The organism is Leisingera sp. ABD4_442 (genome assembly GCF_056160905.1).
The window spans coordinates 18,988-31,994 of sequence record NZ_JBSWYB010000023.1 but is presented as its reverse complement, the minus strand read 5'-3'; the positions used below and the strand labels follow the sequence as shown (position 1 = coordinate 31,994).

At 66.8% G+C, this 13,007-nt stretch carries 14 protein-coding genes; 6 read left to right on the top strand and 8 right to left on the bottom strand.

The features are described from left to right. Positions 1-16 precede the first annotated feature (16 nt). A complete protein-coding gene (locus ACXAHG_RS15935) occupies positions 17-241 on the bottom strand; it encodes a DUF1150 family protein (RefSeq protein WP_475041930.1) in 225 nt (74 codons plus the stop codon). Positions 242-246: 5 nt separating this feature from the next. Further along, positions 247-660, bottom strand: a complete 414-nt coding sequence (locus tag ACXAHG_RS15930; protein WP_027258134.1) for an Hsp20 family protein — start codon at positions 658-660, stop codon at positions 247-249. Between the two features lie 180 nt (positions 661-840). Between ACXAHG_RS15930 and ACXAHG_RS15925 the strand changes: the two genes are divergently transcribed. Then, positions 841-1,065, top strand: coding sequence for a YdcH family protein (locus ACXAHG_RS15925; protein WP_475041929.1), 225 nt, complete (start codon positions 841-843; stop codon positions 1,063-1,065). Positions 1,066-1,258: 193 nt separating this feature from the next. Here the strand turns inward: ACXAHG_RS15925 and ACXAHG_RS15920 are convergent, their stop codons facing one another. Continuing rightward, positions 1,259-2,311 carry a helix-turn-helix domain-containing protein gene (locus ACXAHG_RS15920; protein WP_475041928.1) on the bottom strand — a complete coding sequence of 351 codons (1,053 nt, stop codon included), beginning with the start codon at positions 2,309-2,311 and terminating at the stop codon, positions 1,259-1,261. Positions 2,312-2,439: 128 nt separating this feature from the next. On the opposite strand from ACXAHG_RS15920, the gene ACXAHG_RS15915 reads away from it, so the two are divergent. Beyond that, on the top strand, positions 2,440-3,465 hold the full coding sequence (locus ACXAHG_RS15915; RefSeq protein WP_475058888.1) for an alpha/beta hydrolase family protein: 1,026 nt from the start codon (positions 2,440-2,442) through the stop codon (positions 3,463-3,465). Positions 3,466-3,574: 109 nt separating this feature from the next. Here ACXAHG_RS15915 and ACXAHG_RS15910 read toward each other — a convergent pair whose 3' ends face one another. Beyond that, positions 3,575-5,614, bottom strand: coding sequence for an oxidoreductase (locus tag ACXAHG_RS15910; protein ID WP_475058886.1), 2,040 nt, complete (start codon positions 5,612-5,614; stop codon positions 3,575-3,577). Positions 5,615-5,852: 238 nt separating this feature from the next. On the opposite strand from ACXAHG_RS15910, the gene ACXAHG_RS15905 reads away from it, so the two are divergent. Together ACXAHG_RS15905 and ACXAHG_RS15900 are read left to right on the top strand one after the other, a co-directional pair. Next, positions 5,853-7,136, top strand: a complete 1,284-nt coding sequence (locus ACXAHG_RS15905; RefSeq protein WP_475058883.1) for a uracil-xanthine permease family protein — start codon at positions 5,853-5,855, stop codon at positions 7,134-7,136. A gap of 209 nt (positions 7,137-7,345) precedes the next feature. Continuing rightward, the gene (locus ACXAHG_RS15900; RefSeq protein WP_475058881.1) at positions 7,346-7,831 is read left to right on the top strand and encodes a 2TM domain-containing protein; all 486 of its coding nucleotides are present in this window, start codon (positions 7,346-7,348) and stop codon (positions 7,829-7,831) included. 8 nt (positions 7,832-7,839) lie between these two features. On the opposite strand, the gene ACXAHG_RS15895 is transcribed toward ACXAHG_RS15900, so the two are convergent. Next, entirely contained in the window at positions 7,840-8,154 is a 315-nt protein-coding gene (locus tag ACXAHG_RS15895; protein WP_475058878.1) for a DUF1272 domain-containing protein, read from the bottom strand. A 281-nt stretch (positions 8,155-8,435) separates the two neighbouring features. On the opposite strand from ACXAHG_RS15895, the gene purE reads away from it, so the two are divergent. After that, a complete protein-coding gene (gene purE / locus ACXAHG_RS15890; protein ID WP_475058875.1) occupies positions 8,436-8,924 on the top strand; it encodes a 5-(carboxyamino)imidazole ribonucleotide mutase in 489 nt (162 codons plus the stop codon). Then, positions 8,917-9,993, top strand: coding sequence for a 5-(carboxyamino)imidazole ribonucleotide synthase (locus tag ACXAHG_RS15885; protein ID WP_475058872.1), 1,077 nt, complete (start codon positions 8,917-8,919; stop codon positions 9,991-9,993). Before purE ends, ACXAHG_RS15885 begins: the two co-directional genes overlap by 8 nt. 152 nt (positions 9,994-10,145) lie before the next feature. Here ACXAHG_RS15885 and ACXAHG_RS15880 read toward each other — a convergent pair whose 3' ends face one another. The 3 genes from ACXAHG_RS15880 to ACXAHG_RS15870 are packed head-to-tail and all read right to left on the bottom strand — an operon-like array spanning position 10,146 to position 12,971. Further along, a complete protein-coding gene (locus ACXAHG_RS15880; RefSeq protein ID WP_475058869.1) occupies positions 10,146-11,294 on the bottom strand; it encodes an alpha-D-ribose 1-methylphosphonate 5-triphosphate diphosphatase in 1,149 nt (382 codons plus the stop codon). Beyond that, complete coding sequence (locus ACXAHG_RS15875) at positions 11,291-12,067, bottom strand: esterase/lipase family protein (RefSeq protein ID WP_475058866.1); 777 nt, start codon at positions 12,065-12,067, stop codon at positions 11,291-11,293. The genes ACXAHG_RS15880 and ACXAHG_RS15875 overlap by 4 nt, the downstream gene beginning before the upstream one ends. Positions 12,068-12,113: 46 nt before the next feature. After that, on the bottom strand, positions 12,114-12,971 hold the full coding sequence (locus tag ACXAHG_RS15870) for a DMT family transporter (RefSeq protein ID WP_475058863.1): 858 nt from the start codon (positions 12,969-12,971) through the stop codon (positions 12,114-12,116). Positions 12,972-13,007 lie beyond the last annotated feature (36 nt).

The following is a 13,007-nucleotide window of genomic DNA, read 5'->3' as shown; positions in this document are numbered from 1 at the left end:
ACTTAGGGCCAGGCCCTTAATGCACCGGCACCGGCGTCATGTCGTTCTGCCGCGCCAGCACAAAGGCCAGGCGCCGGTCCGCAACCAGCGCCAGCTGGCCGCCCTCGGCATCGTGAACTGCATAAAGCTGCTCATAGCCGTCCGCGCTTTGCTGCACGTCCTCGGGAAGATCTGCCACCGCGACCGCCTTCACATAGACGGTCCGGTCAGCGCCATCCTTGAAGTCAAACGGTGTATGCATTGCTCTTACCCCTTTTTGATGCTGATTGTCTGAACCACGGTTTCGGGCCGCGCACGGGTAAGATCCACATGCAAAAGCCCGTTTTCCATCACCGCCTCACCCACTTCGACGCCGTCGGCCAGCACGAACATGCGCTGGAACTGGCGCGCCGCGATGCCGCGGTGCAGGAACACCCGCCCCTCGCTGTCGTCGCGCTGGCGGCCGCGGATCACCAGCTGGCGGTCTTCGACGGTGATCGCCAGGTCCTCTTCGGCGAAACCGGCCACAGCCAGGGTGATGCGGTAGGAATGGTCTGATGTCTGTTCGATATTATAGGGGGGATAGCCCTCATTGCCCGACTTGGCCGAGCGTTCCAGGAGGCGTTCCAGCTGCTCGAACCCCAGCATATGCGGGTAGGAGCCCAAGGTTAGTTTCGACACGTTGTACGTCCTTTTGCCAAAGCGACGGATGCGCGCGGCCCCGGTCCCGGCAGCCGCTTCCAGAAGAATATGGGAAGTTCCTGCTGGATTCACAAGAGCATGTGCCCATAGGTCTAGCGGAAAAGCCGTTAACGAAGTATCTTCACCCTCACTTCATTCATCAGCCTGATTGAGTCGCCCATGAATGCACCCACTGATGTGTCGATGAAGACCGATGAGGTCCTGAAGGTTGAGCTGGAGGTTTTCCGCAGGCAGCACCGTGATCTGGACGAAGCGATTGGCGCGCTGGAAGAGCGCGGCACCGCCGACCAGCTGACCATCCGCCGCCTGAAGAAGCAAAAGCTCATCCTAAAGGACAAGATCGCCTTGATCGAAGACCGGCTGACGCCGGATATCATCGCCTGACACGGTAACCAGTTCCGGCACCGGACCGTTCCGGCACGCCGCCCGCTGCCAAAGCTGCAGCGGCCCCAGCTGCAGAAAGCAGCGTTTCACAAGTTCCCCGGGCACTCCCGCCCCTCCTCCGCGCAGGCCAGCTGCGCCGGACGGCGTTGGGCGTGGCAGCGCGCCTTGCGGCGCGCTGCGGGCCGGCACGCGGTCAGCCGCGGCTGGCGCCCTGCCCCGCGCGGGTTTTGCGGTATCCGGCCGGCGTCAGCCCATAGACCCGCTGGAACTCGCGGTAGAAATTGGACCGCGACAGAAAGCCTGACCGGGCGGCAATCTCCGTCACGCTGCCGCCGCTGCCCGCCAGCAGCTCTGCGGCATGGGTCAGGCGGAACCCGTTCACATATTGCGAGACATTTTTGCCCTGGGTCCGGTTCACCGCCGCCGACAGCTCCCGCGCGGGGACGTGCAGACGGCGGGCCAGCCGCTGCACGGACAGGTCTGGATCCAAATACAGCTGCTCCTTCAGCAGCAACTGCCGCAGCCGCGCTTCTGTTGCCGCAGCCGCCTCATCGCCGGGCGTTGCGGCTGCCAGCGGCCGCTGCCGCGCCGCAAACACCGCGGGCAGCACGCACAGCGCAGCCAGCAGCATGATCAGCAGCGGCACCGTCCCCGCCGCGATCAGCGCCGGAACATGAGCACCGCCGAAAAGCGCAAAATCGGCGGCAATCGCGGTGTCGAGCAGCAGCACAAAGACCAAAAGCCCAATCGCCCGCAGCATCCACCGGTGCAACGGGGCCGCGCGGTCCAGCCGCGCCTGCGCCAGCGCGTCAGGCCCCTTGCGCCACAGCCGGGCCAGGGCTGCGGCATAGGCCAGATAGCTGGCGCTGATCAGCCAATCCAAATACCGAAGGTCCGCAACCAGCAGCCAAAACAGGGCCAGCGCCGCAGCGGGCCCTGCCAGATGCAAGGCCGCCCGGCGTTGCAAAGACCACTCCCCCGGCGCCAGCGCTGCAAAGCCAAGGTACAGCAGTGGCCCGAAATACACCGGCAGGATGCGCTGCAGCGGGATCAGGCTGCTGATGCCGTAGCCGAACCGCAAGCCGACCAGCAGCGCGGACAGCGCGCACAGACCGAAAAAGGCGGCAAACAGCAGATTCGCCCGGCGGCAGCCAAGCTCCGCCCGCCAGATCAGCACCGCCAGCGCGCAGCACAGGGCCGCGGTCATCACCGGCAGCGGAAATGAAAGCACTGCGCCGCTGTCCATCTGTCCTCTATCCCTGCTGTCCTGTCCTGCATCAGGTTTCAGGACAGCTATAAGCCGCTGAGGCCATTGCTGCAATTACGCGCACCGCCCAGGGTCAGAGGTATCGGAAACACACCCCGGAGACCCTCATGAAATCTCTTCTTTTTGCCCTGGCCTTCATCTGCACCGCCACCGCCGCCACGGCGCAAGCCTACCTGCCCGGCCTGCAGGACCTGAAGATCCCCGCCACCGAAGACCACCGCCCGCTGGAAGGCCTGCTGTGGTACCCCGCAACAGGCGCGGCCCCGCTCACCCCGCTCTATGACAGCAAGGTTTGGGAAGCGCCGCTGGCAGCGCGGGACGCAGCGCCGGCCCCCGGCCCGTTCCCGCTGGCGGTGCTGTCGCATGGCCTGTACGGCAACGCCCTGAACCAGGCCTGGCTGGCGGAGGCGCTGGCCCGGCAGGGCTTTGCCGTGGCGGCCATCAGCCATCCCGGCACCTCCACCTGGTCGCGCGAGCCCGCGCTCAGCCGCCAGCTGTGGCAGCGCCCGCGCGATATCTCCCGCGTTATTGACCACCTGCTGACCGCGCCGGAGCTGGCCGGCCTTGCCGACCCGGACCGCATCTATATGGCCGGGCACTCGCTGGGCGGCTTCACTGCGGCGCTGCTGGCAGGGGCGCGCTATGATGCAGAGAGGGTTGCGCAAATCTGCAGCCAGCTGCCGGATGAACTGGTCTGCGGCGTCCTGAAAGGCTGGAAGATCGCTGAAACGCCTGAGGACCGCGCCCGCATGGAGGCGGATCTGTCCGATCCCCGGATCAAGGGTTTTGCCCTGTTCGACCTGGGCGGCACCCAGAGTTTTAACAAGGACAGCCTGGCCCGGATCACCCGCCCGATGCTGGTCTACGGCGCGCCAATCATGAACTCCGGCCTGACACTGGACATCGAATCCCGGGCACTGGCCCAGGCCCTGCCCGGCAGCAGCCTGCGCTACATCGAACCGCAGACGCTCTCGCATTTCGATTTTCTGGGCGTCTGCACTCCCGACGGTGAGGCCATCCTGGCAGCCGAAGAACCCGGCGACGAGATCATCTGCCGCGGCGGCGGGGCGGAGCGGGCAGCCAAGCACAGGCAGATCATCACGGAAGTTGCAGCCTTCTTCCGCGGCAACTGAACCACCAGCCGGGTCTCCCGCCCCCTGGCCGTGCAGCAAAGCTGCGCGGCCGAGGCGTTGGGCCTGGCAGCGCGCCTTGCGGCGCGCTGCGGGTCCGCTGTGCCGCAGGTTACAGATCCTTGCAGAGCCGCAGCGCGTCATAGACGGCGGCATGGATATTGCGCCCCGCCACCGCATCGCCCGCGCGGGCCAGCCAGTATTTCCCTGCCGGGTTCACCTCCGCAAAGGGGCTCCGGCCCGCAATCATCTCCTGATGATCCAGCTGCCCTAGGTTGCGCGATCCGGGCTTCAGCGCGTGATACAGGTCCTCAGCCGGCACCACCCCATGTTCCGAGACCACGTGATCCACGGTCCTTTCCTGCACCTCTCCGGTCAGCACATGACGCAGAGTGATGCATTTGCGGTTGCCCTCGGCAGCCACAGACACCGGTTCCAGCAAGCTCTCGAACACCACCCCCTGCCGCGCCAGATCGCGCAGGACCACGGCTGAATTGGTCGGCCCCAGATCATGCCCCGCCATCCGGTCCGGCGTTGCCAGCGTGACGCTGCAACCCGCGCGCGCCATCACATCCGCTGCCACCAGCGCCGCGTGGTCGCCGACCTCGTCCAGCAGCAGCACCTCACCCGCGACCCGCGCCTCACCGCCCAGCACCTCCCAGCTGGAGGTGATCAGATGCCCGCCGGGAATGTCCAAACCTTCCGGCCAGCCGCCGGTGGCCACGATCACCGCATCCGGGTTTTCCGCCAGCACATCTCCCGCCTCAGTGTAAGAATCGAGACGCACGTCCACACCCAGCCGCTCAACCTCCGAGATCAGCCAGTCCGCAACACCCCAGATCTGCCGCCGGGTCATGCCCTTGGCCGCCAGCGCAATCTGGCCGCCCAGGCGCCCGCTGGCCTCAAACAGCACCACCTGATGACCGCGCTCCGCCGCCACCCGCGCGGCCTCCAGCCCCGCCGGGCCGCCGCCGATCACCACTACTTTGCGCCGCACCTCTGCGGGCGCGATCACATGCGGCATCACCGCCTCGCGCCCCGTCGCCGCGTTATGGCCGCAGACCGCGGGCTTGCCCTGATTGACCCGGTCGACGCAATAGCCCAGCGCCACGCAGGGGCGGATGCGCTCCTCCTCCCCCTGCCGCAGCTTCTGCACCAGATAGGGATCGGCCATATGCGCCCGGGTCATGCCGATCATATCCGCCTGCCCCTCGCGGATGGCATGGCGGGCCGTGGCGATATCCGCCACGCCGCCGGCATGAAACACCGGCAGATCCACCGCCGCGCGGATTGCGCCTGCCACATTCAGATCCGGCGCCGCGGGCATCCCCATCGGCGCCACCCAGCCGGCCAGCCCCAGATCATCATAAGGCGCGCCCGCCAGCACGTTCAGGAAATCCACCGCGCCCGTCGCGGCTATCTTCTGCGCCGCCTCAATGCACTCGGCAGCACTGAGCCCGCCCTCCGCCAGCTCATCCCCGGTGACCCGCATCCCCAGGATCAGATCCGGCCCCACCGCCGCGCGCACCGCCTCCAGGACCTGCAGCGTCAGCCGTAACCGGTTGTCGAGCGAGCCACCGTAATCATCCTCCCGGCAGTTCACCAGGGGCGACAGGAACTGCCCCAAGAGATGCGAGTGCGACAGCAGCTCAATCCCGTCAAAGCCACCCTCCCGGCACCGTTCTGCCGCAGCCGCGAAATCCTTGATAACGCGGGAGATATCTTCCATCTCCATCACCTTGGGAAACGCCCGGTGCGCCCGCTCCCGCCGCCCTGACGGCCCCAGCACCGGCAGCCAATGGCCGTCGTCCCAGGCGGTGCGCCGCCCCATATGGGTGATCTGGCACATCACCGCCGCGCCATGCTTGCGCACCCCGTCCGTCAGCCGCTGGAACCACGGGATGATGCTGTCATCGCCTGCATAAAGCTGCCCGAACACAGACGGGCTGTCCGGCGCGATATTGGTCGAGCCGCCAATCATCGTCAGCGCAATGCCGCCCCGCGCCTTCTCCTCGTGATAGAGGCGATAGCGGTCGCGCGGATGCCCCCCTTCCTGGAACGAGGGCGCATGGGCCGTGCTCATGATCCGGTTGCGCAGGGTCAGATGGCCCAGCTGCAGGGGCTGGAGGAGCGGATCGGTTTGCTGGGTCATGGGAAGGCTTTCCGGGCATAATTTCCCCGCCAGCACAGCCGCCCGCCCCCCGCTTGGCTTGCAGAAAACCGGCATCTGCCTCCCCCTGTTGCGACACCCTGCCCACAGGCACAGAAAACGCGCCCTGACCGGATGGTCAAAGGAGGCTTTTCCGTTTAGGAGCACTGCAATTTTGCCCGCGGCGCCGGCAGCTGCCTGCCCCGGGCCGGAATGCAGACCAACGATACGAGCGAGAAGAATGACCGCCACAAGCGACCACACTGACGCGCCTGCCGCCCAGAGCGCCGACTACAAATTCACTCCGAAACAGGCCCTTATCGGCGCCCAGATGCTGTTTGTCGCCTTTGGTGCGCTGGTACTGGTGCCGCTCTTGACCGGCCTCGACCCCAGCGTGGCGCTGTTCACCGCAGGGCTTGGCACGCTGATCTTCCAGATCGTGACCCGCGGCCAGGTGCCGGTGTTCCTGGCCTCCTCCTTCGCCTTCATCGCGCCGATCATCTACGGCGTGCAGACCTGGGGCATGGCCGCCACCACCGGCGGCCTCGCTGCTGCGGGCCTGCTTTACGTGGCGCTCTCCTTCGCCATCCGCGCCTTTGGCTCCGGCTTCCTGCACCGGCTCCTGCCGCCTGTCGTGGTCGGCCCCGTGATCATGGTGATCGGCCTGTCGCTGGCGCCGGTGGCGGTCAACATGGCCACCGGCCTGGCGGGCGATACCCAGATAATGCCGCGCAATACCGCCCTGCTGCTGGCCGCCATCGCACTTGGCACCACCATGCTGACCGCCATCCTGGGCCGCGGCATCATGCGCATCGTGCCGATCCTGGCAGGCGTCGCCGCAGGCTATATCGCCGCCCTGGTGATCGGCGCCGTGACCGGCGAGAGCCTGATCAGCACCGCCGCCATCGCAGACGCCCCCTGGTTCAAGATCCCCGGCTTTGTCGCGCCCGAGTTCAACCTCGCCGCCATCCTGTTCATCCTGCCGGTCGCCATCGCCCCCGCGATTGAGCATTTCGGCGACATCCTGGCGATCTCCAACGTGACCAAGCGCGACTACATGGAGAAACCCGGCATCCAGAACACCATGCTGGGCGACGGCCTCGCCACTGCCGCCGCGGGCCTTTTGGGCGGACCGCCCAACACCACCTATTCCGAGGTCACCGGCGCCGTCACCCTGACCCGCGCCTTCAACCCGGCGATCATGACCTGGGCGGCGCTCTTTGCCATCGCGCTCTCTTTCGTGGGCAAGCTCTCAGGTGCGCTCTCGACCATCCCGATGCCGGTGATGGGCGGCATCATGATCCTCTTGTTCGGCATGGTCACCGTAGTTGGCCTCTCCGTGCTCGCCAAACTGGGCGAGGCCCTGTCCGAGGCGCGCAACATGGTGATTATCTCCACCGTGCTGATCATCGGCCTCGGCGGCCTCACGCTGCAATTCGGCGAAGGCTTCACCCTGGCAGGCATCGGCCTGTCGGGTGTTGCAGGCCTGGTCTTGAACCTGATCCTGCCGCAGCAGCGGGATTGATCACGAACCAGAGCGGAGCCGCCAGACCGGCGGCTCCGATTGCCTCTTCCCCCTTTGCCCCCTGCCGGCTGCCCTGCCATCGGCGCCCCAGCCGGAACCAGCCAGGATCACCCATGCCGCGTTATTGTCGGGCGCGTGTCAGGGAAGTGTCGTGGCCGGATCTTCGCTCCGGCGACACTGTCAGCATGTGAACAGCAGGATTACTTACAGTGATTGTCAGAAAGCTACGCCTCGAAAAAGGCCTGTCCCAGGAGCAGCTTGCCGGGATGGCAGGCATCAGCACCCGCACGCTGCAGCGTATCGAACGCGGCGCCAAGGCCAGCCCTGAAACCCTGAAGTGCATTGCCGCTGTTCTGGAAACGGAGTTCTCCAGTCTTCGAAAGGAACAGGACATGCAGACCACCCCAGCAGCAGCCGCGCCGGAACTGAGCCACGAGGAACAGGACGCCATGCAATACGTGCGCGACACCCGCGCCTTTTACACCCATGCCATCCAATACGCTGTGGTGATGGCCGGCCTCCTGGTGCTGAACCTGCTGACCAGCCCCGGGTATTTCTGGGTTGTCTGGCCCGCGCTCGGCTGGGGCATCGGCCTCGCCACGCACGGGCTCAGCGTCTATGAGGTGGTCGATCTGTTCGGCCAGGACTGGGAAAAGCGGCAGATCGCACGGCGCCTGAAATCCCGCCAGGGCTGAACGGCACCCTAGCGCTCTTCCGGCGGCAAGTGCCTGATCCGCGCCACATGGGCATCAATATCCGCGCGGCTGAACTTGGAATGCACCCGCCGGGTGGACGCCGGATGGTTCCCCAGCCCCAGCTTCAGCGCCTCCCGCCAGGCCCGCTTAGGCCGGATCGGCCGCGGCGCAAAACCGCCGCCGCAGGTCGGGCAGACATTGTGCAGCTCCCGCTCAACGCAGTCCGCGCAATAGGTGCACTCATAGCTGCAGATCCGCGCATCCGCAGCCTCCGCCGGCAGATCCTTATCGCACAGCTCGCAATTGGGGCGCAGCTCCAGCATCGCAGTCTCCCTGTTTCCGCCGCCACCCTGCCGCGCTGCCGCTGCCAGTGCAAGCCACCCGCGCCGCGCGCCAGCGCGGCGCCACGCCCAACGGCAAGGCGGTCCGGGCCTGCCCGCATCCCGCGCGGGCGGGAGCCCTCCCTTGCCCACAGGCCTGCGGCATAGCGCCAGCCCTTGCAAAACAGGGCAATTCCCGCCGTTTTCCAGCGCGGCCCGCATTGCGAAAACCGCAACTTTCCCTATAGTGCGCGCTCCACAAGCCGCGACAGGAGCCACCATCCATGGGTGACATCAAAGTGGGCATCATCATGGGCAGCCAATCCGACTGGCCCACCATGAAGGAAGCCGCCAATATCCTCGATGAACTGGGCGTTGAATACGAGGCCAGGATCGTCTCCGCCCACCGCACCCCGGACCGGCTGTGGAGCTACGGCAAATCCGCCGCAGACCGCGGCTTGCAGGTGATCATCGCAGGCGCCGGCGGGGCGGCCCACTTGCCCGGCATGGTCGCCTCCAAAACCCGCGTCCCCGTCGTGGGCGTGCCGGTCCAGACCCGGGCGCTGTCCGGCGTCGACTCGCTTTATTCCATAGTGCAGATGCCCAAGGGCTTCCCGGTTGCCACCATGGCGATCGGTTCCGCCGGTGCCGCCAACGCAGGCCTGATGGCAGCGGGCATCCTGGCGCTGCAGGACCCCGCCCTGGCCGAACGCCTGGACGCCTGGCGCGAGGCCCTCTCCGCCTCCATCCCTGAGGAACCCTCCGATGACTGATGTGCTCGCCCCCGGTTCCACCATCGGCATCCTCGGCGGCGGCCAGCTGGGCCGGATGCTCTCGGTTGCAGCCTCCCGCCTCGGCTTCAAGACCCATATCTTCGAACCGGGCGCCAACCCGCCCGCAGGCCATGTCGCCGACCGCGTGACAACCGCCGGCTATGAGGACGCAGAGGCACTGGCCGCCTTTGCAGCCTCTGTCGATGTGATCACCTATGAGTTTGAGAACATCCCGACCTCCGCGCTGGACCTCTTGGAATCGCAAAAGCCGATCCGCCCGGGCCGCGAGGCGCTGCGGATCAGCCAGGACCGCCTGACGGAAAAGACCTTCCTGCAGGACCTCGGCCTGCAAACCGCGCCTTTTGCCGACATCACCGACCAGGCCAGCCTCGACGCGGCGCTCGCAGACATCGGCGCGCCCTCGATCCTGAAAACCCGCCGTTTCGGCTATGACGGCAAGGGCCAGGCCCGCATCAAGGCGGCTGAGGACGCAGGCGAGGCGCTCGCCGCCATGGCAGGCGCCCCCTCGATCCTGGAAGGCTTCGTCAATTTCAGCCACGAGGTCTCGGTCATTGCCGCCCGCGGCACCACTGGCGAGATCGCCTGTTTCGACCCCGGCGAAAACGTCCACCGCGACGGCATCCTGCACACCACCACCGCGCCGGCAAAGCTGAGCACCGGCCAGCGTATGGACGCAGTACTGATGGCGGGCAAGATCCTGAACGCGCTGGAATATGTCGGCGTCCTGGGGGTTGAGCTGTTTGTCACACCCCAGGGCCTGATCGTCAACGAGATCGCGCCCCGGGTGCACAATTCCGGCCACTGGACCCAAAACGGCTGCACCGTGGATCAGTTCGAACAGCACATCCGCGCCGTGGCGGGATGGCCGCTGGGCGACGGCCAGCGCCATTCCGACGTGGTGATGGAAAACCTGATCGGCGACGACGTGGACCGCATCCCGGAACTGGCCAAAGAGGCGGACTGCGCCATCCACCTCTATGGCAAGGCCGAGGCCAAGCCGGGCCGCAAGATGGGCCATGTGAACCGGGTGGTTCGGACGGAAGGCTGACGGTTTGGGGCGCAGCCCCAAACCCATCCTCGACTTGGGGCTCTGCCCCAAAGCCCGGGATATTTCCAGCCAGAAGAAACAAGCCCGGTGAAAGCGGCCCCGCCGGTTTAACGCGCCGCAAGGATGGCATTTTGGCCTGACGCGCGGCGCAGCTACCCCAGGAACCTGGACGCAACCTCGCCGGACAAATAGCTCACACGCCCGCCGGACAGTGTCGCCGCAACCCGCAGGCTCTCCTTGTCCAGCACCACGATATCCGCCCGTTTGCCTGCCTCCAGCCTGCCGCGGTCCGCCAGCCCCAGCACCTGCGCAGGGCCCTCTGACACCAGCCGCCAGGCCCCCGCCAGATCCAGCAGGCCGGAACGTTCCAGCATCAGCGCCGCACGGCGCGGGCTGGGGTAGTGATAATCCGAGGCCAGCGCATCGCACAGCCCCATGGCGATCAGCTCCACGGCAGAGGCGTTGCCCTTGTGCGAGCCGCCCCGCACCACATTGGGTGAGCCAAGGATCACCGGGTCACCTGCCCCCCGCGCAGCTTCCGCCGCCTCCAGCGTCTCGGGGAATTCGGCAATCCGCGCCCCGCGTTCGCGCCAGACGGCACGGTCCTCAGACGTCTGGTCGTCATGGCTGCCCAGCCGCACATCCAGCGCCGCCAGCTCTGCGCACAGCGCATCCAGCCTGCCCGGCACCTCATCCCGGCGCGCGTGCATGTCCTTCAGCATCTGCCAGTGCACCTCCGGATTGCGCCCCGCCTTCAGCGCCTGGCCGGTCAGCCGCGGCGGCTTCTTGCCCTCCGCCAGCCGCTCATGCGGCAGGTGGTCGTTGAACACCACATAAGGCACCTGCCACGCCGCCACTTTCGCAGCCAGCCCGGCGTAATCCTCTAGCATATGGATCTCGAACCGCAGCTGCGGCATCAGATCAGTCACGACAGAGCCGCGCACCGCCTGGATGCCCTCAAACACCTGCGCCGCAAACTCAGGGCCGCGCAGGCCGCCCTCCCAGGAGTAGAACTGCGCCAGCACCGCAGTGGTGATGCCGTTGGCCGCCAGCTCAGCCTCCGCAGCCACAATGCCCTCGCCCATCTGCTTCATAGCGCCGCGGCGCGGTGCCAGGTGGCGTTCAAACCCGTCGCCATGCGCATCCACGATCCCCGGCAGCACCAGATAGCCCGAAAGGTCCACCACACGCCCCGCAGGCGCATCCGCCACCAAACCACCGGCAATAGCGATCCCGCCGCAGCGCTCCAGCCCGCCGGGGCGCAGCACATCACCGCCCTGCAGGGTCAGTTCCAACGTCATTGTTCCGCCTCATCGCAGCCGCCATTCAGCTGGCAGGCCTCGCTGATAATTTCTTCCACCGCCGCCAGCCAGCCCAGGCTTGGCTCGAACCGGCCTTCCTCCAGGAAATGCAGCGCCTGCGCCATCACTTGGGGATTGTTCATCATGTAGGTATGGGTGACCGGCAGCGTCAAATGCGCCGCCATGCCCGCAACCTTGGTGCTCTCGACCGAGACCTTGCCATCATCCGCCCCTGGAATGAGCGCAGAGAACAGCGGGTTCAGCGTCTCGCTGCCCGCAATCACCCCCAGCTCGAACGCCACCGGAGGCAGCTGCTTGGGCAAGCTGTTCTCACCTGTGCCCAGCTGCAGCCCGGCGGGGCCGTTCAGATAGCCGAAGACCTCCCAGCCGCCCAGCTCATCCACCAGCTCGCTGCCCTGGTTCGGCGGGCCCATCATCACCACCCGCCCCAGGTTTTGCGGCTGGTTGTCCTGCAGCCAATGCCGCAGCAGAATGCCGCCCATCGAGTGGGTCACCACATGCGCTGTCTCCCCGCCGCAGGCAGCAAAGGCCGCGGGCAGCGTCTCATCAGCCAGCACCTCCACTGGCTCCTCCGTCGAGGGATAGCCCGGCCGCACCACAGAGTATCCGCGCGACTGCAAGACCTCCTCCATCACCGCAAATGACGTCTCGGAACGCGCCAGCCCATGCAGCAGGATCACGCAATCGGCTGCCGCAGGCAGCGGCAGCAGCACCGCAGCGGCGGCAAGGAGGGGTTTCAGAACATCACGCATGAGGCCCAGATAAGCGCAAGCGGCGGCACAGGGAAGCCCCCGGTTCCTACTTCGCCGCCTGAACCTTGCGCGCAGGCGCCCGCAGCACCACCAGCGCAATGCCGCCCAGCACCGCCGCGCTGCCAAAGACCAGCCGCAGGCCGATGCTTTCCCCCAGCAGGGCAGCCCCGGCGAGGATCGCAATCACCGGCACGCTCAGCTGCACGGTGGCCGCCACCGCGGGAAGGATCTGCGGCAGCAGCCGGTACCACAGCGCATAGCCCATGCCTGAGGTCACCGCGCCCGACACGACCGCCAGAGACGCGCCGTAAACGCTCACCGTGCTGCCGCCGATCCACAGCGCAACCGGCAGGAACATCGCGGTGGACCACAGGAAATTCACCGCCGTTGCCGCCAGCGGCTGCACCGCGCCGCGCCCCAGGATGCTGTAGATCCCCCAGCCCAGGCCTGCCGCCGCCATCAGCAGCGACGCGCCCAGCGGCACCGCACCGGAGCCATCGGGCCAGACCACATAGGCCAGCCCCAGAAAGGCCAGCACCGCCCCCGCCACCTGGCCGCCGCTGACGGGCGTGCCCCGCAGCGCGCCCCACAGGAACATCGACACCTGCACCACCCCGAACAGCACCAGCGCGCCAAGCCCCGCATCAAGTCGCTGATAAGCCAGTGAAAACCCGGCAATGTACAGCGTCAGCGCCGCCCCGCCCTTCAGGCTTGCCCCCAGGCCCTGGCGCACCGCCAGCCCCTGCATCCGGCACAGAAGCACCAGCACCGCCGCGCCTGAGGCCAGCCGCAGCAGGCCAAAGCTGCCCGCATCCATATGCCCGGCACCAATCGCCATCCGGCTGAGGATGGAGTTCGCGGCAAAGGCCGCCATGGTCAGGGAGACAAGCAGAAACAGGCGCATGGCACAGGGCTACCGCGCCGCGCCGCAAGGGGCCAG